The organism is Hyunsoonleella sp. J2K-J805 (genome assembly GCF_057167125.1).
In genome coordinates, this window is record NZ_CM169901.1 from 960217 (window position 1) to 986304 (window position 26088).

General features: G+C 34.1%; 18 protein-coding genes and 1 tRNA gene. 6 read left to right on the forward strand and 13 right to left on the reverse strand.

What is annotated here, in order from left to right; all coding sequences use genetic code 11:
• Nucleotides 1-38 precede the first annotated feature (38 nt).
• Nucleotides 39-3167, forward strand: coding sequence for a cytochrome c biogenesis protein (locus tag AC1B0Z_RS04280; protein WP_483794316.1), 3129 nt, complete (start codon nucleotides 39-41; stop codon nucleotides 3165-3167).
• 10 nt (nucleotides 3168-3177) lie between these two features.
• Here the strand turns inward: AC1B0Z_RS04280 and AC1B0Z_RS04285 are convergent, their stop codons facing one another.
• From AC1B0Z_RS04285 to sppA, 7 genes are all read right to left on the reverse strand, one after another.
• Nucleotides 3178-4317 carry a T9SS type B sorting domain-containing protein gene (locus AC1B0Z_RS04285; protein WP_483794317.1) on the reverse strand — a complete coding sequence of 380 codons (1140 nt, stop codon included), beginning with the start codon at nucleotides 4315-4317 and terminating at the stop codon, nucleotides 3178-3180.
• 1 nt (nucleotide 4318) lies between these two features.
• Entirely contained in the window at nucleotides 4319-5032 is a 714-nt protein-coding gene (locus AC1B0Z_RS04290; protein WP_483794318.1) for a hypothetical protein, read from the reverse strand.
• Between the two features lie 60 nt (nucleotides 5033-5092).
• Nucleotides 5093-5797: a hypothetical protein gene (locus AC1B0Z_RS04295; RefSeq protein ID WP_483794319.1), complete on the reverse strand. Its 705-nt coding sequence runs from the start codon at nucleotides 5795-5797 to the stop codon at nucleotides 5093-5095.
• Between the two features lie 37 nt (nucleotides 5798-5834).
• Nucleotides 5835-6776 carry a hypothetical protein gene (locus AC1B0Z_RS04300; RefSeq protein WP_483794320.1) on the reverse strand — a complete coding sequence of 314 codons (942 nt, stop codon included), beginning with the start codon at nucleotides 6774-6776 and terminating at the stop codon, nucleotides 5835-5837.
• Nucleotides 6777-7348: 572 nt separating this feature from the next.
• Complete coding sequence (locus AC1B0Z_RS04305) at nucleotides 7349-7642, reverse strand: hypothetical protein (RefSeq protein ID WP_483794321.1); 294 nt, start codon at nucleotides 7640-7642, stop codon at nucleotides 7349-7351.
• A 145-nt stretch (nucleotides 7643-7787) separates the two neighbouring features.
• The gene (locus AC1B0Z_RS04310) at nucleotides 7788-8933 is read right to left on the reverse strand and encodes a T9SS type A sorting domain-containing protein (protein ID WP_483794322.1); all 1146 of its coding nucleotides are present in this window, start codon (nucleotides 8931-8933) and stop codon (nucleotides 7788-7790) included.
• Nucleotides 8934-9156: 223 nt separating this feature from the next.
• Nucleotides 9157-10923, reverse strand: a complete 1767-nt coding sequence (gene sppA, locus AC1B0Z_RS04315; RefSeq protein WP_483794323.1) for a signal peptide peptidase SppA — start codon at nucleotides 10921-10923, stop codon at nucleotides 9157-9159.
• Between the two features lie 144 nt (nucleotides 10924-11067).
• On the opposite strand from sppA, the gene AC1B0Z_RS04320 reads away from it, so the two are divergent.
• The 3 genes from AC1B0Z_RS04320 (at nucleotide 11068) to AC1B0Z_RS04330 (ending at nucleotide 15869) form a co-directional block, all read left to right on the forward strand.
• Nucleotides 11068-13239, forward strand: a complete 2172-nt coding sequence (locus tag AC1B0Z_RS04320) for an endonuclease MutS2 (RefSeq protein ID WP_483794324.1) — start codon at nucleotides 11068-11070, stop codon at nucleotides 13237-13239.
• A 293-nt stretch (nucleotides 13240-13532) separates the two neighbouring features.
• Entirely contained in the window at nucleotides 13533-15431 is a 1899-nt protein-coding gene (locus AC1B0Z_RS04325; protein WP_483794325.1) for a tetratricopeptide repeat protein, read from the forward strand.
• Between the two features lie 18 nt (nucleotides 15432-15449).
• On the forward strand, nucleotides 15450-15869 hold the full coding sequence (locus AC1B0Z_RS04330; protein WP_483794326.1) for a thiol-disulfide oxidoreductase DCC family protein: 420 nt from the start codon (nucleotides 15450-15452) through the stop codon (nucleotides 15867-15869).
• A gap of 169 nt (nucleotides 15870-16038) precedes the next feature.
• Here AC1B0Z_RS04330 and AC1B0Z_RS04335 read toward each other — a convergent pair.
• Together AC1B0Z_RS04335 and bshB1 are read right to left on the reverse strand one after the other, a co-directional pair.
• Nucleotides 16039-16114 (reverse strand) — tRNA-His (locus AC1B0Z_RS04335).
• A gap of 89 nt (nucleotides 16115-16203) precedes the next feature.
• Nucleotides 16204-16923, reverse strand: coding sequence for a bacillithiol biosynthesis deacetylase BshB1 (bshB1, locus tag AC1B0Z_RS04340; protein ID WP_483794327.1), 720 nt, complete (start codon nucleotides 16921-16923; stop codon nucleotides 16204-16206).
• 342 nt (nucleotides 16924-17265) lie between these two features.
• On the opposite strand from bshB1, the gene AC1B0Z_RS04345 reads away from it, so the two are divergent.
• The gene (locus AC1B0Z_RS04345) at nucleotides 17266-19095 is read left to right on the forward strand and encodes an SLC13 family permease (RefSeq protein ID WP_483794328.1); all 1830 of its coding nucleotides are present in this window, start codon (nucleotides 17266-17268) and stop codon (nucleotides 19093-19095) included.
• 229 nt (nucleotides 19096-19324) lie between these two features.
• Here AC1B0Z_RS04345 and pyrF read toward each other — a convergent pair whose 3' ends face one another.
• Both pyrF and prfA read right to left on the reverse strand, forming a co-directional pair.
• Nucleotides 19325-20146, reverse strand: coding sequence for an orotidine-5'-phosphate decarboxylase (gene pyrF / locus AC1B0Z_RS04350; protein ID WP_483794329.1), 822 nt, complete (start codon nucleotides 20144-20146; stop codon nucleotides 19325-19327).
• Nucleotides 20147-21223 (reverse strand): peptide chain release factor 1, encoded by a 1077-nt coding sequence (gene prfA, locus AC1B0Z_RS04355; RefSeq protein WP_483794330.1) that lies wholly within the window; start codon nucleotides 21221-21223, stop codon nucleotides 20147-20149.
• 404 nt (nucleotides 21224-21627) lie between these two features.
• Between prfA and AC1B0Z_RS04360 the strand changes: the two genes are divergently transcribed.
• On the forward strand, nucleotides 21628-22287 hold the full coding sequence (locus tag AC1B0Z_RS04360) for an ATP-binding cassette domain-containing protein (protein WP_483794331.1): 660 nt from the start codon (nucleotides 21628-21630) through the stop codon (nucleotides 22285-22287).
• A gap of 53 nt (nucleotides 22288-22340) precedes the next feature.
• Here AC1B0Z_RS04360 and AC1B0Z_RS04365 read toward each other — a convergent pair whose 3' ends face one another.
• Entirely contained in the window at nucleotides 22341-24893 is a 2553-nt protein-coding gene (locus AC1B0Z_RS04365; protein ID WP_483794332.1) for an adenosylcobalamin-dependent ribonucleoside-diphosphate reductase, read from the reverse strand.
• Nucleotides 24894-25088: 195 nt separating this feature from the next.
• Entirely contained in the window at nucleotides 25089-26048 is a 960-nt protein-coding gene (locus AC1B0Z_RS04370) for a DUF3078 domain-containing protein (protein ID WP_483794333.1), read from the reverse strand.
• Nucleotides 26049-26088 lie beyond the last annotated feature (40 nt).

The following is a 26088-nucleotide window of genomic DNA, read 5'->3' on the forward strand; positions in this document are numbered from 1 at the left end:
GGTGTCTTTTATTTTACACTTCCTATTCCATTTACATCATGAATAAATTTGCACGTCTTTTTGCTTCTCCTATACTTGCGGTTTTATGCCTGTTTACTTTTGCAACGGCTATGGCTGTAGCCACGTTTATTGAGAATGATTATGGTACTGCAACTGCATGGAAACTTATTTATGATGCTTGGTGGTTCGAGCTCGTTATGATAGGCTTGGGCATGTGTTTTGTAATTAGCATTTTTAAATACAAACTTTGGCGTAAAGAAAAATGGGCACTATTAATGTTTCATCTGGCATTTATCGTTATTCTATTAGGAGCCGGAATTACTCGTTATGCCTCTTACGGGGGTATTATGAGGGTTCGTGAAGGTGCTTCGTCTAACATAGTAATATCAGACAATAATTATTTACATGTTCATATTTCAAACGGAAAAAAAACCAAAACCTTAAGAAAACAGCTTGATTTTTCGCCTTTAAGTAACAATAACTTCTCTATTGAAACAGATTTTGAAAATACCCCAATTTCAATTTCATACAAAGCATTTATTGCTGATGCCATTCCGCAAATAGTACATAATGACACTGATGGAAAACCGATGCTAGAAATGATAATTTCTGCTGGTGATGGACGAGAATCTGTATTTCTTGAAAAAGGAGAAATTGAAGCTATTGGGGCACATAAACACAAAATTGGATTTGATGTTCAACAAGAAGATGTTATAAATATTACTGAGGAGAATGGTAGTTTTAAAATTCTGTCACCTAGAAATTTAAGCAGTTTTGTTATGGCTACCGAAACTGCTGGAACTATTAAAAAAGATAGTCTTCATAGCATACAATTAAGAACATTATACAGAGATGGAGACGCTTCATTTGTGCCTCTAGCCTATCATCCAAAAGGTAAAATTGAAATTGTTAGTGCATCTGAAAAACCTAAAGATAATGATGCCCAAAAAGACGATGCGCTTATTGTAAATGTTAGTGCTGATAACATAGAAAAAGAGGTTAACCTCTTATATCGTGAAGGCTTTTTACCGATTTCAAGTGAAGTGAATTTTAAAGACATCAACGTATCGCTTTCTTACGGCGCGCAACCTATTACAATACCATTTTCTATTCATTTAGATGATTTTCAATTAGAACGCTACCCAGGTTCTACCAGCCCATCTTCTTATGCTAGTGAAGTAAAGGTTATTGATAACGAACAAGAAATACCACATCGTATTTTTATGAATAACGTATTGGATTATAAGGGCTACAGGTTTTTTCAAGCGAGTTATGATACCGATGAACTGGGAACAGTATTAGCCGTTAACCATGATGCGCTAGGAACAAACGTAACTTATATAGGGTATTTTTTGATGATGATAGGTATGTTTTTTACCCTTTTTGGAAAATCATCACGCTTTAACCTCATCAATAAAAAACTAAAAAAATTAAAAGTGAAAAGTGTCAGTTTGCTTCTCTTATTATTTGCTATTACTAGTTTAAGTTTTGGTCAAGAGAAAAAACCTACCATAGATTTAAAACTAGTAGAACAACTTGAAATAGACAATCAGCATGCAGAGCTTTTTGGACGTTTAATGGTTCAAGATTTAGACGGACGTGTAAAACCTATGAATACACTGGCCTCAGAGTTTTTAAGGAAACTATCGCGCAAGCCCTATTTTAAATTTACCCAAAATGGAAAAAGTATTCGCTATAGTGCGAATCAAACGTTTTTGGCAATGCAATCTGCATCTAACATTTGGCAATATGTACCTCTTATTAAAGTAGATGTAAAAAAAGGAGGCGAATTGTTTAGTGATTTAAATATTAGTGAAGATGGATTAGTTTCGTTTGTAGCACTATTAGGTGATGAAGGCAGTTATATTTTAGCTGAAGCTGCTGAAATTGCAAATAAAAAGAAACCTGCAGAACGTAGTGAATTTGATAAGGAAATATTAAAAGTTGATGAACGTTTTAATATTCTGTATAATGTGTTTTCTGGCAATTATTTAAAGGTGTTTCCAAACAGTAATGACGAGAATAACAAATGGCACAGTCAAACACATCATTTTAACGATTTCCCTGTTGATGATGGTAAGTTTGCCAAACAAATTATTCCAGCTTATTTTGAAGACGTTAATCAAAAAAAATGGATAGATGCTAGTGAAAAACTAGGTTATATTAAGACGTTTCAAGACGAATTAGGCAAAGAAATTATACCAAGCAGAAAACGTATTGAAGCAGAACTTTGGTATAACGAACTCAATTTAAACTTTTGGCTATTTCAAGTGTTTTTCACACTAGGCGCAATACTCTTAGTGTTAGCTATTGCTAAAATATTTACTAAGAAAAAATTAATTGAATTTTTATGGAATGCTTTAATACTAATAACCCTCATTAGTTTTCTTCTATTTACTGGAAACATCATTTTGCGTTGGTATGTATCACAACATGCACCATGGAGCAATGGTTACGAAATGTTAGTATTTGTATCGTGGGTTTTAGTGCTTTGTGGTTTACTAACCTTTAGAAAATCTGATTTCGCACTGCCACTGGCTACATTATTTTCTGGTGCTTTACTATTTGTTAGTTATCTAGATTGGTTAAGCCCAGAAATAACTAATTTAATGCCTGTATTAAAATCCTTTTGGTTAAAAGTGCATGTGGCTACTATTGTTAGCAGTTATGCGCCATTAGCACTTTCTGCTATCTTAGGTTTTATGGCGTTATTACTTACCATTTTCAAAACAAAGAAGACCAAAAAAGTAATGGATATTAAAATAAAAGAGCTTACTTACATCAATGAAATATCCATGACTATTGGCTTATTCGTGTTGGCTGTAGGTACATTTCTAGGCGGTATTTGGGCAAATGAATCCTGGGGACGTTATTGGGCTTGGGACCCTAAGGAAACATGGGCGTTAATTAGCATAATTGTTTATGCCATTGTATTGCATTTAAGGCTAATTCCAAGTCTAAAAAGCAACTATGTGTTAAATACGGCTAGTGTATTTGCCTTTGGTTCTATAATAATGACATCTTTTGGAGTAAATTACTATCTATCAGGATTGCACAGTTATGCTGCTGGTGATCCTTTACCAATTCCAACCTTTATTTATGTATTGATTGCAGTTGTTATTTTGGTATCGGTAATGGCTTATTTTAGAAAACGAGTTTTTAAGTAATTAATTTATATTAATAAATAATATATAACCACCCAGTTGATGTTTTATTCGAATCCTTCAGTTTAAGTATATAATAGTAAGTTCCTACTGGTACTTTTTTATGGCGCTGTATCACATGCTTTACATTAGCGACACCATCCCAATCGTTTTTATAATTATCTATTTTATATACCACAGCACCCCATCTATTAAAAATGGTTAACTCATTATCAAAAGCTTCTATACCTTCGATATTAAAAGTATCATTAATACCGTCATCATTAGGTGAGACTAAATTATAAATATTAATATCGTCTTCAGTAATTAAAGTACCAAATGTCAATACTTCAAAATCTGATGGGTTAAACAAAAAAGAGGTTATTGTTCCTTCTGAATGAGAACCCGTAGTACTTGTATTTCCTAAATCTTTCCATTGTTGATCAGCTATGTGCCAACCCACAACTCTCAATTTACTTAAATTTGGAACTAAGTTATCTATTTCACTCTCTGAATTCCAAGTTAAAGTGACTACAGAATTTAAAGGGCCGTCAAAATCCCAAAATTCTATAATGCTTACCTCTCCTATAATTGGCTCTAAGGCTTCTGTGTTAAAATCTGTAACAAATGTTGAAGGAAAATTTGGGTTTTCATCAAAATATGCAGCTCTTACAGCGGTATTTGGTGTGGTATTCCTAGTTATTAATGGTCTTAGCTTATCATTATCTCCAATAGGAAATGTAAATAAGAGATCTCCAGAATAACTATTATAACCGTCTGTGTTTCTCTCATCATCTTCTAAAATATAAAATGAATTATTTAAGTAATCTATAGATATACTAGGGTCTTCTCTAGGTGTTACTACATCACCAGCAATGTAACTTACACTGTTGACGACCTCTGTATTAATATCTAAAAATAAATGGTTTACAACATCTACTTCCATGTCATAAAACCTAGGCACTTGAGAGCCTGAAATGGATAGTGCAGTATCACTATTATAGAAACCTGCTATACCAAGATTTTCGTTAAATATACCATCATTTATTAAATCTATATGAAAACCAACCTCTGCCTTTTCATGCATTTGAACATGGCCGAAGTTTTGAAATGCAGGTTGAGCATATATAGGTGCGCCCACAGTTAAAAAAAATATGTAAACTATATGTTTCATATTAACGATAAGCGGTAAATAATACTACAACATCTTCATTTTGAACATCGTTGGGTTGCACCCTTAAAACTGGGTTGGTACTATTATTTGTAATAACACCATTAGTATAAGTAACATTAATCGTGAAGCCATCAATAGTAAATGCCGTAAGTGCACCACGGATTACTCCTAAATTATTTCCATTTTGATCTCCATAGCGAAGCCCTAAACAACTTGAACTACTTGCAAACCTTGAGATATCATTAATAGAATTTCCATGACCACCAACGTAAATAACCTGTTGAGTAATGGAGCTATCAGTATTTAATCTAGCAAAACCGTTCATACTACCGTACGAGTTACTAATACCTCTTGCGTTATTTCCAACAGCATTATCGGCGTTAATATCTAAACTCTCAACGTTAGCATGGGCTTGAAATGTAACTTGAGTAGGCTGAAACGGAATAGAAGAAACTGTTGTTTCACCAGCAGATGAAACAATAAAAACACCATTATATACATTACTAGAGTTTGCAATCCAGTTTGTACCATCATAGGTTTTTGTTACTGTTGTTGTTCCACTAGTATCATACCAAACATCTCCAGCCGAAGGATTAAGTGGTGCAGTATCTGATGTAGTAACTTGACTATTTCCTCTTTGTATGGCTTGTAAAGTTCCTTTATTATCAATTACCCGTATTACTTGAGCGTTGGTTGCAGTGACTGCAACCAACATCAAGAATAGTATAGTTAAATACTTGTATTTTTTAAATAAGAAACTCAGCATTGTTTTCAATTAGTTAATCCACTGTACTTCAAATACATCACCTGCAAAAATTTCCCAATCATTTGGAGCGGCTGTACTTGGGGCTAATGTTACTACTCCCGCAGCTACAGTATAGTCTATATTGGCTACAAGTTTGGCACCATTTCTATACACCCATACTTTTTGGTATATAGCAGGAATAGAACCATCTGCTAAAGCAGGGGCTGCACCATCAGCAGCAGCAGTTGCTGTTAATTGACCTGCAGCTACTACATCAGTAGCTAATAATTTTTTAGTTTCTCCTGTTGCTTCATCTCTAACTAATATGGTCCAACCTGTACCAGTTGCTGTTCCTCCTGGCGCAGCCGTTGAGCCATCAGTAGCATCAGTAGATGGAGCATCAGTTGCTGTATCTACTAATTCTAAACCATCTAATGCAAAAACAGCTCCTGATGCATCAATATAAGTATCATCCGTTAAGGCACCACCTAACTGCCATGTAGAGACAATCCCTCCATCTGGTGTAGCATCCGTTAAAAGCGTAATACCATTTTTAACTTGTAAAAACTTTTTGGTACCCTTATTATCAATTACTCTAATTGTACCATTAAGTGTTGTAGATCTTCCAACATCTTCAGTTTTACCAACATCGCCTGTTGTTTGTTGTGCATTACTTACGCTAAACATTAAAATAGCTATTAATGCTAATCTTAATTTTAAAAAATTCTGTTTCATGTGTTCTGGGGTTTAATATTTAAAAAAATTATTGCTATTAATTTATTTGTACTATTCGTATTTCGTCGCCATCAAAACAAGTTGCTTCGGCTTCAATTTCTATAGTTGTAGCGTTTACTAAAGAAAAAGCTACTCTGGCTCCATTTCTGTAAACATCTATTTTATCTATATCGGTTATTGTTCCAGGAGGGTTAAACTGTGTTTGCCCATTGGTTGCTATAATAACAACTTGCTCTTGGGTTACTAAATTTGTTGCAGAAACCTTTCTTAATACACCTGAAGTATTGTCTACAACCACAACACTATTATTAGTACTATCTAAAAAAGTATCATCTAAACCTCTTATAGCTAAAGTGTTAATATTATTGGTAGTAATTATTGTTGGTTTGGTAAGCAACCCTCCTAATTGTATAGTATTACTAGAGATTGAAAGTCCATTATCTGCTGCTATACTTTGATTTAATGGTACCCAATTTGTACCATTATAGGTATAAATATCTCCATTATTTTGATCTACATATATATCGCCAGCAACAACATTTGGTAAAGAAGCATTTGGGACTCCACTTCCTCTACGAGGATGTAAATTTATTGGTAGCCATTGATTGCCATCCCAAACACTTACAACGCCATCGGAATCATTGAACCAAAAATCACCAATAGAATTAACAATTGGGCTCGTATTACCAATCGTGATATTAGGCTCATTACAAAGATTTTTCCATGTTGTACCTTCAAAAGCATAAATACATTGGGTATCGGTGTTATAAACTAGGGCGCCTTCTAACGGCACAAGAGCATCTATCTGGGATTGCGATAAGCGTGTTAAAACCAAAACCTTGTTATTACTTTCTAATTCTAAAATTGAATTAGAATCTATTAAGGATGGATTATCACCAATCTTAACTTGAGCTAAAGTCAATATTGGAAACACAAGCAAAAATAGAGCTGGGGCAAATATTTTAGTGTTTATGTACAATTTACGAGAGGTTAAACTTTACATCTTAACAGTTTTGACACTATTTAATTTTCTAGGTCACAATAACTATTCTTTTAAAAATATCGTTTAAAAGCTTTTTTTTTCGCTAAAATACACTTATTTTTTGGTTAACCAATTTTTTATCAATAAATATACAGAGGAAGAAGTGGTAGTATAACTTTTTAGACCGAATGCAAAAACATGTAGATTACGGCGAGATATTACACCTATTGACACTTCTTTAGTACATTTTTAGACTATTTAGTTTTAAATATTTAATCATTTAATACTGAAATAATCTAAGGTAAAAGCCTTATAGCCGTAAGAATTACAGCATTGTTTTTCTTTTTATTTTGTTTTGAAGCTTCTACAACTACATTGGTATTACCTAAGTTTGGAATTCGTATCATCACTATTCTATTAATAGCTTTATTATCAAAATTTTTATTGACAAACTCCTAAGCGAAGGTTATACCGTTATTATGAAGCTCCTTTACATTGGATTTAAAGTTCTTGAAGGCATTTAATATCTTCTCGATTTTCTTTACAGATTGCATTGTAAAGCCGCAACATTAAAACCTTAATGGCCCAACAGAAATGGTATTATCTTCCACCATTCGTTTGGAAAACAAACGAAACGCTTGCTTTAAGACAACTTTGTCTTCAACTGAATAGCCTATATTAGATGTTTGTATTAAAAATGTGAGGTTGTACAGCTCACCACCATCCTTCTCGTAGTTTTCTGCAATGTAAGAGATAAAATCATCAATTTGAATGGAATGCGTTTCAATGTTTTTTTCTTGACTAAAAATTAGGTTAAATTGAAATAAGGCGTAAAGAAATACGATTTTTAAAACAGTTTTCATAATAATGCTTTAAGTGTTTTTCTTTAAAATTAAAACCGAAAAATATTTTGTGAAACCCGTATGGAGTGGACGGCTCGTTTTGATGAGTGAAAACAAAAAAGAGAAACATAAAATGTTTCTCTTCAAATTATTAACAATTGAAATACTATAATTTACATATCTTACTTATTTCTGTAGTGCCTAAATTAGTAGTAATCTTTAAAAGATATATACCTGATTGTAAATCGCCCAAATATATAGTTGGTTTAAAGGGTATATTTAAAACCTGTTTTCCTAAACTATTAAAAAGTTGAATTTTTTCTATTATTACATTTTTAGACAAATCTATAGTTACATTCTCCATAACCGGGTTAGGATGCAGAGTAAGTTCTAGTTTGGAAGATTCAATGTTTTTATCACTTAAAACAATTGAACTATTATAATTGTATAATACTCTAAAATTACTTTGCGTAGCGCTAAGAACTTTATTTATATATGGAAAGTCCTGTACAAAATAATCAAAGCCTGTACGTTCCTTAAATGGGTGTTTAAAACTAGACATAAGCTCACCAGTATCGTAAGCATAGGTTTCTTCAAATGTTACAGTTTCTTCTGGAGTCTTGAAAACTTCTGTAATTAAATTTTCTGACCCATCATAGGTATACTCCACACTGCTTTCTTGCTCCCAAACCATACCATCCCTATCCTCATAAGTCTCTTTAATAAGTTTATTATTAGAATCATATGAATACAGTACCCGAGAATCTAACTCCCAGCTTGTTCCGTTTCTAATTTCTGATGTAGTCATTTCAACAATACTACCATTGTACATGGGCACAGATCTTTCATCTAATTCCCATTGTCCGTCCCATTCATAATCAATAACTTCATCGGGTAAACCACCACTATAGGTTATCGTTGTTCTATATTCATTCACCCAGTTATTGCCTACCCAACCATACTCTATTATTTCTATGAGGTTTCCATTATTATAAGTATATGTTTCTCTATCTAAATTTACGAATACACCTAAAGAATTGTCCCAATTTTTATAGATGGCTTCCGTCATTCTATCGTTTGCATTAAACACAAATGTATCTTCAAATGAATACTCCCAAGAACTTGACACAAAGTTCCAATTAAAACCTGTCTCTTTTATTAAATTACCATTTGTATCATATTCATAATTACTTCCTGAGGAGCTTATCCAATTGGCTCCATCATAGAATTCTTCTGTTGAGGACATGAGTTCGTTTTGTCCATAAATTAAAAAAGTTATAAAACTAAAAAAGATAAACGTAATTTTTTTCATAATTGAGGGTTTTTTGTTAATAGCTAAAATATAAGAAGCTGATTCCGAAATATGTATATTTCAAAAACCATCTACAGAAAATTACGAAGAAAGCTTTGCGTATTATCAATAAATCTATAAAAAGCAAAAAAAATGGGATTAATTGAAATGAGAAAAAACTCAAAGGTTGAATACAAAAAAAGCGAACCTAAGTTCGCCTTTCATATCTGTATAAAAGTTAAATCTATTTTATCTCTGTGTTAAAAGGAAATAACAATTGCACGCCTTTTTTCTGCGATAAACGCTTTACTTCTTTTATCAACTTATAATTTTCTTCACCAAGTTCTTCAGCTAGAATTTGTTCCTTGGCTTTTGCTAGTCCAAAAGTTTCTAGCATTTCATCTAGATTCTTTTCAAAAACTGGATATTCTCTAATTTTATATTCTTCAATTTCAGCAGCTTCAGCAGCATATTTTAGGGCAAGATCTAATCCGCCCAACTCATCAACAAGTCCTTTTTCTAGAGCATCATTACCTGTCCATACACGGCCTTGAGCTATTGCTTCAACCTGTTCTGCAGTTAGATTACGTCCATCAGCAACGCGCTTGGTGAAAAGACTATATACATCTATAATACCTTCCTGTATGTATTTATGCTGATTTTCATTCAAAGGTTCAAAAATACTATAGGTTACGGCATTGGCATTGGTTGCTACTTGTTCTGCATTTATACCCATATCATCTGCTAAATTTTTGAAGTTAGGCAGAGTTCCAAAAACACCAATACTTCCGGTAATTGTGGTTGGTTCTGCGATAATTTTATCTGCATTTGTTGCGATATAATAACCTCCAGAGGCCGCTAAATCTCCCATAGAAACAATTACAGGCTTTACTTTTTTTGTTAGTTCTATTTCTCTCCAAATCAATTCGCTGGCCAAAGCAGAACCGCCTGGGGAATTAACCCGTAATACAATGGCTTTAGTATTATCATCATTTCTAGCTTTTCGTATAGCCTCGTTAATGGTTATGTGCCCTACAACGCCATTATCGCCTTCGCCATACATAATATCACCTTCAGCGTATATTACTGCTATTTTATCTTTACTACTGGTTTTCGCTTTTAGTTTTGGCGAGGCATAACGCGCGTAATCTTCAATACTTACCATTTTTAAGTTTTTATCTTTTGATAAGCCTACTGCATGTTTTAAGCCATCAATGTATTCATCATAATATGCAATTTTGTCTACCAATTTAGAGCTTATCGCTAATTCTGGGGTTCTAGCCAATAAACTATCGGCTATTATATCAAGCTGTTCTACAGGAACATTTCTAGCTTCAGAAACTTCTTTTTTCATTTCTGACCAAAGTCCGTTTAAATACACCGAAATTTGCTCTCGGTTATTGTCGCTCATTTCACTTTCCAGAAATGGCTCAACAGCACTTTTGTATTTCCCATGGCGTACCACCTCCATTTTTATACCAGATTTTTCTTGAAAATCCTTAAAATACAAACGCTCTGTATACAACCCTTTAAACTCCATCATTCCAACTGGATTAATATAAATGGTATCTGCTACAGAGCTTAAATAGTAGTCTTTTTGCGTAAACATATCTGCATAAGCCACTATAAATTTCCCTGAATCTTTAAAATCTAATAAGGCATCTCGCAGGGTTTTGGTTTGCGTAATTCCAGCCATAATAAAATTATTATTTATGGAGATACCTTTTATCTTATCATCGGTTTTGGCGTATTTTAAGGCATCTACTAAATTGAACAACCCATTTTTCTCATCTTCATTTAAAAAAGGGTATTCCTTATAGATGGTTTTACCTGCATAATCTTGAATTGGAAAATCCAGTTTTAAGTTCAACACCGAATTTGGTTTTACTTGAACAACTTCTTCCGAAGAACCGCCTAGCAATGCCCCAAGTATAAATAACCCAAAGAAACATAATACCAAAAAAACTATAATCCCTACAACTGTTGATAATACTCTTTTTATAAAGTTCATTTTTATTTTTATTTATTAGTTCTAAAATTCAAAAAATGTTACATCTCCCCGGCAACATTTTAGAATTTTTGGTTTGCAAATTTATTAAAACTTAATGTAAAGAATTCATAACTTCGCACATTCATTGTTGCAACAATGCAAAAAATGATACACATTCACGATAAAACATTACAAGATTTAGAATTTCCAACTGTATTGCAACAAGTAAGTGAGTTGTGCATTACACCCTTGGGAAATCAGGCTACTCTAAAAATTTCTCCTTACAGAACCAGAGAGGAATTACAGTTTGCATTGCATCTTACTAATGAATATATATCATCCTTCGACAATGATAACCGCATTCCAAATCATGGGTTTGATACCATTTCAAAGGAAATTCAGCTTTTAAATATTGAGAATACGTTTTTAGAGGTTCATGGGTTGAAGAAAATAGTTTCCATGTCTTTGACCGTGAACACCATCGTTACTTTTCTAAAGAAGTTTGAGGAATACTACCCCACGTTAAATAAGTTCGCCTCCCATATTGAAGTTACTAAAGTTTTGATTGAAAAGGTAGACGCCATTGTTGACCGCTTTGGAGATATAAAAGATAATGCTTCTGACACCTTATATGATTTGCGAAAGTCTATAAACAAAGTAAAAGGTAAAATAAATCAGAGTTTCGCATCTGCATTAAACACTTATCACAATCTCGAATATTTGGATGACATCCGAGAATCAGTAGTTGATAACCGTCGTGTTTTAGCTGTAAAAGCCATGTACCGACGAAAAGTGAAGGGAGCCATTATGGGAAACAGTAAAACAGGAAGCATTGTTTATATTGAACCTGAAACTACACTGCAATATACACGAGAGCTTAACAATTTAGAATATGAAGAAAAGGAAGAGGTTGTTCGTATTTTAAAAGAAGTAACGGATTTTATGCGTCCTTTTTTACCTCTTTTAAAAGACTACCAATCTTTTTTGATTGATATTGATGTGATTTCCGCAAAAGCAAAATATGCGAAATCTATGAACGCTATTCTTCCTGAACTTTCTACAGACAAGAGCATGTATTTACGTGATGCATATCACCCTCTACTCTATTTAAATAATTTAGAGCAAAAGAAAAAAACCTTTCCGCAAACCCTTTCACTAAAGGAAGGCAGCAGAATTATCGTTATCTCTGGCCCAAATGCGGGCGGAAAAAGTATCACCTTAAAAACCGTTGGTTTATTACAGGTGATGCTACAAAGCGGCATGCTTATTCCTGTTCATGAGCGTAGTACCGTTTGCTTATTCGATAGAATTTTAAGTGACATTGGCGACAATCAATCTATTGAAAATCATTTAAGTACGTATAGCTATCGTTTAAAACAGATGAATTATTTTCTTCGGAAGTGTAACAAAAACACACTCTTTTTAATTGATGAGTTTGGTACGGGTTCTGACCCTGAATTAGGCGGAGCGCTGGCAGAAACCTTTTTGGAAGAGTTTTACCATCGTGAAGCTTTTGGGATTATTACCACACACTATTCCAACCTAAAGATTTTAGCAACGGAGTTACCACACATGATTAATGCCAATATGCTCTTTAACGAGCGTACACTTGAGCCCATGTTTAAGCTGGTAGTAGGGCAAGCTGGTAGCAGTTTTACGTTTGAGGTGGCACAAAAAAATGGAATTCCTTATTCTTTAATTAACCGTGCAAAGAAAAAGATTGAACGCAGTAAAGTGCGCTTTGATGCTACAATTGCTAAGCTTCAAAAAGAACGTTCTAGATTAGAAAAAACGGGGCAGTCGCTAAAAATCAATGAAAAGAAAAAAGAGGAAGAAGCGGATAAACTTGAAGAAATAAATACTAAAATTCAGAAGAAATTAGAGAGTTATCAAGAATTGTATGATAGTAATCAGCGTTTAATTTACTTAGGTCAGAAAGTGAATGATATTGCTGAAAAATACTTTGAAAATCATAAGAAACGCGAGTTATTAGCAGAGTTATTCAAATTAGTACAAATTGAAAACTCTAAACGCAAAAAAGTATCTGCGAAACAAAAACGTGCGCAAAAGGCCAAAGAACAACAAGTAAAACAGGAAGCCGAAAAAAAGGTGAATGCTATTAGAAAGAAGAAGAAAGCCGCAAAGAAAAAAGCAGATGAAGCACCACCAAAACCAAAACCTGTTTTAAAAGTGGGCGACCGTGTACGTATGAATGATGGAAGAGCCATTGGAAGCATTGATAGTATTGAAAAAAATAAGGCCAATGTAAACTACGGTATGTTCACCACTAATGTGGCTTTGGATCTATTAGAGTTAGTCGAAGCAGGAAAAAAGTAGACAGTCGCAGCTATAGTTTCGAGTTTTACAATTATTATAAAAAGCTTATCAATACGAATTTACTTTTTTCATTAGTGGACAAAAGGGGGACATTCATCTAAATCCCTATTAGGACAGTATCTGGATTTGTTTATCAAGTTAATTTTTAAGTATCTTATTTTCAAATAATTAAAACTAATTTAATTTAAGAACACGATGGACAAGTTCTAGACAAACATACTTTTAGCAAAATACAACCTTGTAGAACGAACCGCTATTATCTATAACTTAGCAATAGTTAACAACCGTCGAAAATGAAAAATCCAACCCTAGCTTTCTTGTTCTTTCTATTTTTTCTTTCCTTATCGGGCTATTCCCAAAACACAAAACTTATAGATAGTTTAAAAACCGAACTCGCCAATAGAAAGGAAGACGATTCTGTTAAAGTGATGATTTTAACGCGTCTTCATGAAAAAATGATGTTCTCTAAACCAGAAGAAGCTAAAATTTATGCAGAACAAGGGCTACAAATTTCAAAGCAAATAAATTATACCAGAGGAATTGCTGTTGGCTATATGCATCGTGCTGATTACTTTGCCAATAGATCTGAAAATGACTCTGCCTTGTTTTACTACAACAAAGCCAAAATAGTTTTTAAAGAAGCCAAAAGTATGCGCGGGCTTATTTTTGTTAATCACTCATTGTCCTCAATAGAAAGTTCCAATGGCAACCTTGATAATGCAGTTGCCATTACAAAAGAGAATATAAAACTTATAAAAACACATGAAAAAGAAGGTGATGCTAAAACCAAATTTCTTGGAGCCCAATACGTTTCTATAGCTGGTATTTATGTAGAAAAGGCTAATTATAAAACAGCATTAATATATGCGCTCCAAGGTTTGAAATGTTTTGAGAACATAAACCATGAAACCCGAAAGGCAGATGCGCTGAAAATGATTGGTGACATAGAAAGTGGTTTAGAAAACCATGAATCTTCCATAAAATATTTTAAAGATGCATTAAACATATATGAGCGCTTTGAAGAAACGTTTTATGTGGCATACACGCAAAATTCCATGGGTATTTCCTATCAAAATTTGAATGATTATAAATCTGCTGAAACTTATTTTAATCACGCAGTTGAAAATGCTAAAAAAGTAGAGGACAATTTAGGAACTACAAATGCATTACATAACCTTGGGGAAATTAAACGTTTACAGGGCAAACTCAATGAAGCCAAACCTATACTAATTGAAGCAAAGGATATCGCTAAAAAAGAAAATTTAAAGCTAGGTATGGTTAACACATTAGAAAGCCTCTCAAAAATTGATTTTCAAAATAAAAACTACAACGCTGCATTAAAGCGTAATGTGGAAGCAATAGATATAGCAAAATCTTTAGGTGCTATGTCGCATCTTGCACGTTTATATAAAAACCGCTCTACATTTTTAGAAGGTCTCAATAAAAGCAATGATGCGCTAGAATTCTTAAAGTTATATCAAACCATAAATGATAGCCTTTTCACTACAAAAAAGTTACAACAAATTGAGGAACTAAAAGCTATATACGAAACCGAACAAAAAGAAGCAGAAATTTCCATTCAGAAAAAGGAGATTGAAACCTTGAATGCTGAGGCAGAAAACGACAAGCTCACCAAAACACTCTATGGTATCGGTATGTTTTCCTTTATTGCTATTGCTGGCCTTATCTTTTTTAGCTTGAAACAACGCATGAAAAAAAACAAAATAGAACGCGAGAAACAAGAAGAAATATACAAACAGGAAATTGAATTTAAAAAGAAGGAATTGGCTTCCCAAACCCTGCATCTGGTTCAAAAAAACACCTTTATTCAAGAATTGAAAGAAAACTTAGAAAAGATAAAACGTTCGCCAGAATTGTTTAAAGTTGAATTTAGGCGTATTGTAATGCTCTTGAAAAAAGAGAGTGCAGAAGATAAAGATTGGGAAGTATTCAAATCCTACTTTACAGAAGTGCACAATAACTTTGACCATAAGATTAAAGAGATATACCCCGATGCCTCGGAAAAAGAAATGCGTTTAGCTTCTTTTTTAAGAATGAATTTGTCTACAAAGGAAATTGCATCTATGCTTAACGTGTTGCCCGAAAGTGTTTTAAAAAGTAAATATAGACTCAAAAAGAAACTCAATTTAGATAAAGAAGTCGATCTCAACCAATTTTTAAGTGAGTTATAAAGGGCGTATCTTTGCAACATGGAATTTGGTGTACCAAAAGATAAACAATTGATTCTTTTTGATGGTGTTTGTAACCTATGCAATTCCTCTGTGCAATATGTAATAAAGCACGATAAGAAAAACCGTTTTATGTTTACCGCACTTCAAAATGAAACCGGAAAAAAGATAATAAGCCATTTTAATGTTGATACCCAAAAAGTAGATTCTATACTGCTTTATATTCCTGAAAAAGGCATTGTTTCCAAAAGTACCGCTGCTTTAAAAGTGGCTTCAAAACTAGGGTTTCCCACCAATGTATTGAGTATTTTTCTTATTGTACCATCATTCATAAGTAATTGGTTTTATGATTTTATTGCCAAGAATCGCCATAAATGGTATGGCAAAAAAGATGCTTGTATGATTCCTACTCCTGAATTGAAGAGTAAGTTTTTGGAGTAAGCCTGACTTGACTTTGTAAAAACTTGAAACTACTTCGATCTTGCCTGTTGGCAGACAGTTACCGTCGGATATAAACCACATGCGCTGAGTTTATCGAAGTATTAAAACGGCTTATATCCGTAACGGTAAACAAAAAAAGCCTTTCAAAACTGAAAGGCTTGGTATTTTTGGGTGGAAGATCGGTCTCGAACCGACGACCTCCTGAACCACAATCAGGCGCTCTAACCAACTGAGCTACAACCACCATGTATTTCTAAATAGAAATGCGAGTGCAAATGTAATTTATTTACTTCTGTCTGCAAAACGTTTTTTTGTTTTTTAAAAGCGTTTTGGACTACTTTAAATCAAACAAGCTATCAACCGCAGGATAGCGTTCAACATTAAAACCCTCTCCTGCTTCAACACCAATTAGGCGTCCCAAATCTCTTGCCCTATACTTCACACTATCAGTAAAGTTTTTACTAGAAATTGGCGTTTCAGGCATCTTACTATTTTCACTATAAAACTGAGTTTCATAAGCCAAAACCGCTTTCATTTTGGTATCAATATATCCAGAAACATCAACAACAATATCTGGCTCCAAATTTTTCCACTGTATAAAGTGATACACAAATTTTGGTCGCCATGGTTTTTGGATAGCACCGTCATCATCGTTAGTTTCAATTTTAACAAGTCCGCTTAAAAAACAAGCATCGCTTGCCAATTTACTGCCTTTTCCATGGTCTATATGCCTATCATCAATAGCATTACATAACACTATTTCTGGCTGAAACTTTCTTATTTTTTGAATTAAAGCCAATTGATGCGCTTTGTCGTTCACAAAAAACCCATCTGAAAATCCCATATTCAACCTTACCGAAACACCTAAAATATCTGCAGCATTTTTTGCTTCAACCCTTCGAGTTTCAACTGTACCTCTAGTACCCAACTCACCACGTGTTAAATCTATTATTCCAACTTTTTTACCCTTTGCTATCTCTTTAGCTACGGTAGCACCACAGCCTAGTTCAACATCATCAGGATGTGCACCTATGGCTAGTATATCTAACTTCATATAAATTTATGGTTTTTGCTTTTGAACTAATCTGTCGTAAAAAAACTGAACTTTTGACATATTTTTACAAACTTTCACCGAAATAATTGGATGATGCCCCTAGCTCAAATTAAACTTCAAGTCAAAACTACAACTTTATTTAGCAACCTTGTATCACGAAAGCGTTTTCGTAACTGCTTTTCTTATTTTTGACACTAAAAAATAGAGAAAAACATAAAAATTAGTTTACCTAAAAAAGCATGACAATAGTCATAATTATTAATGAGGTACTAGGGTAATTTTACATTATAATTTTGAGGAAAATAATACCTCTTTAATCAATTAGAAATTATGATCTATTTAATGCTTACCATTCTTGTAATAACAATAGCATTATTTGTTTGGGGAAAATTTACCCCGGATATTGTTGCACTACTCTCAATGATCAGTCTGTTTTTAACTGGAATTTTGGATGCTAAGGAAACCTTAAGTGGTTTTAGTAACCCAACCGTTATCATGATTGCAGCGCTCTTCATTATTGGTGAAGGTTTATCGCAAACAGGCTGGACCGCATTGGCTGGTAAAAAGTTTGTAGAATGGGCAGGAAAGAGCATTCCGAAACTATTGGTAATTGTGTCTTTAGGTTCTGGAATACTATCTGGTTTTGTAAGCAATACAGGTACGGTTGCCACCTTAATGCCATTAACCATCTCATCTGCTTGGAGTATTGGTACACTACCATCAAAAATGCTAATGCCCGTGGCTTTTGGATCAAATACAGGTGGGTTATTAACCCTTACAGGAACACCACCAAATATTATTGCTAGTAACGCTCTTGTTGAAAGTGGCTATGAAGGTTTTTCGTTTTTTGAGTTTGGATTAATTGGACTGCCATTACTTATAATTGCCTTAGTATATTTTAGATATATAGGTTACAAATTATTACCTCAAAACAAAACTAACAATAAGCCTGTTAACCTAGAAACCACGTTTCATAATTGGATTGAGGCTTATCGAATAGATGATGACTACTACAGACTCCGTGTGCGCTCTGTTTCCCCTTTATTAAATACAAAAATCGGTATCTGGAATTTTGAAAAAGATTACGGCATCACCATTCTTAGATTAAAAAGAAGACACCCAAACCCTTTAAAAGGTGTGCCTCAATTTGTTGAATTTCCGGATAATCAAACATTCTTCAAATATCACGATATCATTACGGTAAAAGGTAGTACGGAAGATATTAACAGAATAATGATTAAATTCAGATTAGGTCTTTTACCACTGGAGCCCGTGACCGATGAACTAAAAAACAACTTAATAAATCAAGAGGTGGGTATGACAGAGGTTATTGTAAACCCAAACTCTATTCTAGTAGGAAGAAAATATAAACTAGGCGACTATTTTAAAAGGTACGGTATTCAACTACTAGCAGCATCCAGAAATAACAAACCGCTTCTTGATAAAGAGATACAAGTAAAAGTAGGCGATTCTTTCTTACTAAGAGGTTCATGGGAAAACATCGAAGATTTAAAAAACCAACACGACAACCTCGTAATTTGTGGTAGCCCAGAAGGAATGGCTAAAAACGTAGATAGCTTAAATTCAAAATCTTACATCGCTTTAGGCGCTCTATTACTAATGATTGGTTTATTGGTTTTTAAAGTAGTCCCAGGATCAATGGCTGCATTAATTTGTGCTGGAATCGTATTATTAACAGGGTGTGTCCCAATGCAAAAAGCATATAAAGGTATAAGTTGGACAAGCGTTGTGATGATTGCAGCCATGATTCCTATGGGTATAGCACTACAAAAAACAGGAACAGCACAAATGGTAGCAAATGCACTTGTAACCTATTTGGGTTCTGTTTCCCCAGTTATGCTCCTAGGTGGTATATTTTTATTAACAACCACATTTAGTCAGGTTATCAATAACTCTGCAACTGCGGTACTTATGGCACCAATAGCAATACTTGCAGCAACTTCTTTAAACTTATCTCCTGAACCATTTATGATAGTGGTTGCCATTAGTGCTTCAACAGCATTTTTAACACCTGTAGGTACAACAACGAACGCCATGGTAATGTCTGCCGGGGGGTACAAGTTCATGGACTACTTAAAAGTGGGCGCACCATTACTGCTTATATTCTTTGCTATATCGCTATTGCTCGTACCCATTATTTGGCCGTTTTAAGTCAAAGAATTTTTGTTTGTGATGTAAAGGTTTTTTAATTTTTCTTTGGGCGCCTGCCTGCCGGCAGGCAGGTTCCCCTTCGGCTCGGGCTTTCCGCTATATCTTTTCGCTATTATGGCTTCGAGAACCTCAGCCACCAATACCAAAAAGGATGCCGCTGCAAGCCCTAACGCAGGGGCCTATACGCCAACGACAGTACTATCACAACTAAGTACCTTTTTGCAAGGTGTTAGAAATAATTGGATAACTCAACAGCCATGGATTTTTGAAGTTCGGTTGCTTTTTCAGCAGCCATTTGAGCAAAATCCTCTCCTTTAGAAGCATAAATAATTCCTCGGGAAGAATTGATTAACAATCCAACAGTATCATTCATACCATATTTACAAACATCTTGAAGATTTCCTCCTTGTGCTCCTACTCCAGGAACCAATAAAAAACTATCTGGGACAATGTATCTTATGTCAGCTAAATATTCAGCCTTTGTAGCACCAACAACGTACATCAAATTTTCAGAATTTGTCCATGCTTTGGATACCTTAAGTACTTCTTTATACAATTCCTGATTGTTCACAGATAATGTTTGAAAATCAAAAGCCCCTTTATTAGAGGTTAAAGCCAACATAATGGTATGCTTATCTTTAAATGCTAAAAAGGGTTCTACTGAATCTTTTCCCATATATGGCGCAACCGTAACGGAATCAAACTGCAAATCCTCAAAAAAGGCTTTAGCATACATAGTACTAGTGTTACCAATATCTCCACGTTTTGCATCTGCAATAGTGAATATTTCTGGGTGATTTTTATTTAGATACTTAATTGTGTTTTCTAATGCTTTCCAACCTTTGATACCGTAAGCTTCATAAAAAGCAGTATTAGGTTTATAAGCTACGCATAAGTGATGTGTGGCATCAATAATGGCTTTGTTAAATTCAAAAATTGGGTCTTCTTCGTTTAAAAGATGTTGGGGTATTTTATCTAAATCCACATCCAATCCAATACATAAAAAGGATTGCTTTTTTTTGATTTCTGAAATGAGTTGGTTTGTTGTCATTTAAATCACGTCGTCACTAGCCTTCAATTTCTCTGTATTTTCAGCCAATTGTAATTCATCAATTATTTTTTGAATATCGCCATTCACAATATTCTGAAGGTCGTAAAGGGTTAATCCGATACGATGATCGGTAACACGTCCCTGCGGATAATTATAGGTTCTAATTTTAGCACTTCTATCTCCTGATGACACCATACTTCCTCGTTTTGCTGCATCTTCTTCTTGTTTCTTAGCCAGCTCTAAATCGTATAAACGAGAACGCAATACCTTAAAAGCCTTCTCTTTATTTTTATGTTGCGATTTTTGATCCTGACATTGCGCTACCAAACCTGTTGGCTCATGCGTTAATCGTACTGCGGAATATGTGGTATTTACAGATTGCCCACCTGGTCCTGAAGAACAGAAATAATCAATACGCACATCTTTTGGATCTATTTCTACATCAAACTCCTCTGCTTCAGGAAATACCATTACGGTTGCCGCACTCGTATGTACACGCCCTTGCGTTTCGGTTTGTGGTACACGCTGTACACGATGTACACCAGCCTCAAACTTTAAGGTACCGTAAACATCCTCACCTGTTACCTCAAACTGTATTTCCTTAAAGCCTCCATTGGTACCTTCACTAAAATCTACAGTACTTACATTCCAGCCTTTACCTTCGCAATATTTGGTATACATTCTAAATAAATCTCCAGCAAAAATACTTGCCTCGTCTCCCCCTGTGCCCGCGCGTAATTCAACCACTGCGTTTTTGGCATCTTCAGGGTCTTTTGGAATGAGCAATACTTTTATTTCTTCTTCGAGTTTTGGAATACCCTCCTTAGCTTCATCATATTGCATTTTTGCCATTTCTACCATTTCTGGGTCACTTCCATCTGCTATTATTTCCTCGGCTTCATTTAAATTGTTTGTCAATTCAATATAAGTCTCTCGCTTATCCATTAAAAGTTTTAAATCCTTATACTCTCTAGTTAGTTGCACATAACGTTTCTGGTCAGAAATAATGTCTGGTTGAATGATTAAATCACTCACTTCATCAAAACGCTGCTTTACTATCTGTAACTTGTCTAACATCTGCTCTATTCAAATTAGTCATCAAAAATACGATAATTTATGAATTATAATCTATTGAAACCTCACCATGTCACTGCCAAATAAAAATAATCTAAAAGTTTATACGTTAGTAGTGTTACTATGCAGCAGTTTTCATCAGTCTTTCTGTTTTATAGGCCTTTCTTTATCTGGTCTTATGGTGTTAATTTTGTACTCTTACTTTTAGGGTTTGATGTAATACCTTTATTTATAGTGAAAGTTTTTCTAGTAATATGTATATGGTATTTTATTACTGAGACACAAGCAAAACGCCAGTTAATATTTTATAAAAATTTAGGCATTTCTACATTCAAACTGTTTACCATATTTTTTGTGATAGATGTAATATTGAGTTTACCTTTTCTATTAATAGTTAAGGCTTTTGTATGATTTTAGAACTTGATAATATTGAGCTATACTTTTCAAATAAAAAGATTTTAAGCGGCGTTTACTTAAAAGCAAAAACTGGAGAAGTTACAGGAATATTAGGAAGCAATGGTTGTGGAAAAAGTTGTATCTTAAATATTGCTTTTGGAAATTTAAAAGCCAAATACCAATTGGTAAGAGTGGATAATAAACCTGTTTTAAAACCCTTATATCAAACAAATATTACTACGCTTTTACCTCAAACCAATTTTATTCCAGATCAAATGAAGTTGAAGACTGCTTTTAAACTTTTTAAAGTGAATTGGGAGAGTTTTATTACTGCTTTTGAAGGATTAAAAATCTTAAAAAACACAAAATTTAGTAGGCTATCAGGAGGAGAACGTCGTTTGGTTGAAACATATATTATCTTAAGAAGCAATAAAGAAATCATTTTTTTAGATGAACCCTTTTCTCACTTAGCACCGCTTCATATTGAAACTATCAAGACTATTATTTCAGAAGAAAAACAGCATAAAATTATTATAATTACCGATCACATGTATCGGCATATTGTTGATATATCAGACAACCTTTATCTTTTGAAAAATGGGTGCACTAAACTAATTGATAAACTTACCGAATTAGAAGATTATAAATATTTGACTATAGGAAGTTTATAAAAAAAGGGAAACCTCAATAGCCTCCCTTTTCAATATAAAATTTGTGTTAACCTTTAGCCACACTTTGAAGAACCACAATCCTTACACGTTAGGCAACCTTCTTGATAGATTAAATTTTCAGATTCACAATTCATACATGTTTGCCCTTTGGCATGTGTACCGTCTTCTATATAACGTTTTAATGCTCTACCCACACCGTTTTTCCAGGTGTTTATAGACTCACTATCTAATTGTAAACTATTTATTAAATCTACTATTTTGTCAATTGGCATACCATGTCTCAACGTACTAGAAATTAGTTTTGCATAGTTCCAAAATTCTGGATCAAACTTATGGGATAAGCCTTCAATAGTGGTCTTATAGCCTCTGGTATTCTTATATTGAAAATCATAACGTGATGTACCGTCTTCATTTCTATTTTTGATAATTAAACCACGGTTTACCCAACGCGGAATTAAAATACCATCTTCATCATCTGCTAAACCTGTAAAGATTTCATAAGGCTTAGCATCAACTAAACCAATAAAAGCAATCCATTTTTCTTTATTATTTTGAAAACGCACTACATCAGCTTCTAATATTTGCGGACGCTTATTTGGGAAAACAGTTAATTTATTTTCAGTACTTTCTTCTTTCTTCTCATCATTTGAAATTAATACACCAGAGCGCGAACCCTCACGATATACAGTAACTCCTTTACAACCAACTTCCCATGCTTTTACATATAAATCGCCCACTAATTCTTCACTTACATTGTTTGGTAAATTAATAGTAACACTTATGGAATGGTCTACCCATTTTTGGATAGCACCCTGCATACTCACTTTGCTCAACCAATCTACATCATTTGATGTTGCGCCGTAATATGGAGATTCTTTAATTAAATTATCTATTTCTTCTTGCGAGAAATTCTTGGATGTGTCTATACCCTTAACCTCCATCCATTGCTTGAATTTATGATGAAACACCACATATTCCTCCCAAGAATCTCCTACTTCATCAACAAAATCTACGCGCACATCCTTATCATTGGGGTTTACTTTTCTCCTTCTTTTATATACTGGTAAAAACACAGGTTCAATACCAGATGTGGTTTGCGTCATTAAACTTGTTGTACCTGTTGGTGCAATGGTTAATAATGCAATATTACGTCTTCCATATTCTATCATTTCGTAATATAACTGACTGTCTGCTTCCTTTATACGTAATACAAACGGGTTATCTTTTTCTCTATCAGAATCATAAATTGAAAAAGCACCGCGCTCTTTTGCTAAATTTACCGAACCGCGATAAGCCTCTAGTGCGATAGTTTTATGCAATTCTACAGAAAATGCATTTCCTTCTTCGCTTCCATATTTTAAACCCAGTGCTGCCAGCATATCACCTTCTGCAGTGATACCTATTCCGGTTCTGCGTCCTTCATGTGCCTTCTTTCTAATATTTAACCATAAATTACGCTCAACTGTTTTTACATCATCACTTTCCGGATCTTCATCAATTTTTTTAAGAATAACATCTATTTTTTCCAATTCTAAATCGATGATATCATCCATAATACGTTGCGCATACGATACGTGCTCTTTAAACAAATCAAAATTAAATTTTGCGTTGTCTGTAAAAGGCGATTCAACATAAGAAAACAAATTTATGGCCAATAATCGGCAAGAATCATAAGGACAAAGTGGAATTTCTCCACATGGGTTAGTGGATACTGTTTTATAGCCTAAATCTGCATAACAATCTGGTACAGATTCGTTTGCAATAGTATCCCAAAACAAAATTCCAGGTTCGGCAGATTTCCACGCGTTATGTACTATTTTTTTCCAAAGCCCATTAGCTTCAATCGTTTTTGAAAACTTAGGTTTTTCGCTAAATACAGGATATTTCTGAACATATTCTGTATCAGCCTTAACTGCTTTCATAAAACTATCATCAATTCTAACAGAAACGTTTGCACCAGTAACTTTGCCAGCTTCTAACTTAGCATCAATAAAATCCTCAGCATCAGGATGGTTAATAGAAATTGACAACATTAAAGCCCCTCTTCTCCCATCTTGGGCCACCTCTCTTGTAGAGTTAGAATAACGCTCCATAAAAGGTACAATACCTGTTGATGTTAACGCTGAATTTTTTACCTGAGACCCTTTTGGGCGCACATGAGATAAATCATGACCAACACCTCCACGACGTTTCATTAATTGCACCTGCTCTTGGTCAATTTTCATGATACCACCGTAAGAATCTGAAGCGCCATCATTACCAATAACAAAGCAGTTTGAAAGTGATGCGATTTGATACGGATTTCCAATGCCTGCCATGGGGCTTCCTTGAGGCACTATATATTTAAAGTCTTTTATTAAATCAAAAACTTCAGTTTCAGTAAGTGGATTAGCATATTTTTTTTCTACACGAGCAATTTCTTTTGCAATACGTTTGTGCATATCATCAGGTGATAATTCAAATAAATTACCTTCAGAATCTTTTAAAGCATATTTATTTATCCAAACGCGTGCCGCTAAATCGTCGTTTTTAAAGTATTTTAATGAAGCTTCAAAAGCTTCTTCTTGGGTGTAAGATTTTTGATGAGGGGTGGTTTTCACATTCATTGTAGTTCTATGGTTTTTATAAAATTTATGGATTAGTTAAGAAACCGTAAAACAACAAAATTTATTTCATTTCAAACATGACAAACATCATAAAGTTTACATTAAAAAATAATCAAAAACTTGATTTTCAACAACTTAAATATTTATCAACATAAAAAAGTTAACAAATTTTTAAATCTTATTAATTTTTAAACACTAGAAATCAACTGCAAAACCAATACCCAAAAACTGCTTCCATTGTACCCTCGCTCCCGTTTCGTCAAACTCTCCATCCACAGTCGCAGACGGCTGCAGTGTTTTCACGTCGTCATCGTATCTTAAATGTGATTCTAAGGTCGCTCTAACAAAGTTGTTTACTTTGAAATCAAAATTAACTCTCCAATCCACATCTACATTTCCAAAATTATTGATGTAATCAGTGTAAACACTTAGCAAGTTGGTTGCCTTAATGTTTTTCGCAAGTTCCAACGCATAAGTGTTAGTTATTAAAATACCAACTTCCCGCCTTAGGTTACTCCCCTCTCTTATAATATTTCCGTTCTCATCAAAAATAGCCGGATCGACTCCAAAAGAACCTGCATCTGCTAAATCTTGATCTAAAACAAATGTGGCCTTTAAAGTTAAGGGAGAAGCATAAAAAGATAATTCGTCAATGTTTTTACCATATTCCATACCACCACCAAAAAACAGATATCCCGGTGCCATTAGTCGGGAAATAGGATTACTTGTATCAGGATACTGAAACCCATTTGTAAGCTGGGTTTTAAAATTAAAGCGTGCTGAATAGAACCATTTAGAATTTGGAGTGGGTTGATACCCTAAATTTGAGGTAATTTCAAAAATATCATCCGTTTTACGCAATTCTCTGTCCTCCTGTTTGTTTACGCCATAACCCACTCTTACACCATTATTCCAGAAGAAAAATTTGTCTTTATAGTTTGCAGTGTATTGATAGCCTAATAACGCCGAAATGGAATTGGTACCTCCTGCATTCCAATTGGTAAAACTCACTTGACTAATATCTATGCTTGCCTTCTGATTTTGTTCCCATTGCGGACCATCATAGACTTTTTTTTCTTTGATGTAAAGTGAATCGGGTTGAGAAAAAGAGAATTGAATAATACAAACAGTGAGGGCTGTTATAAATCTTCTCATGGTTCTTTTGGTTTGATTAACACTGTTTTTATCAAAAACC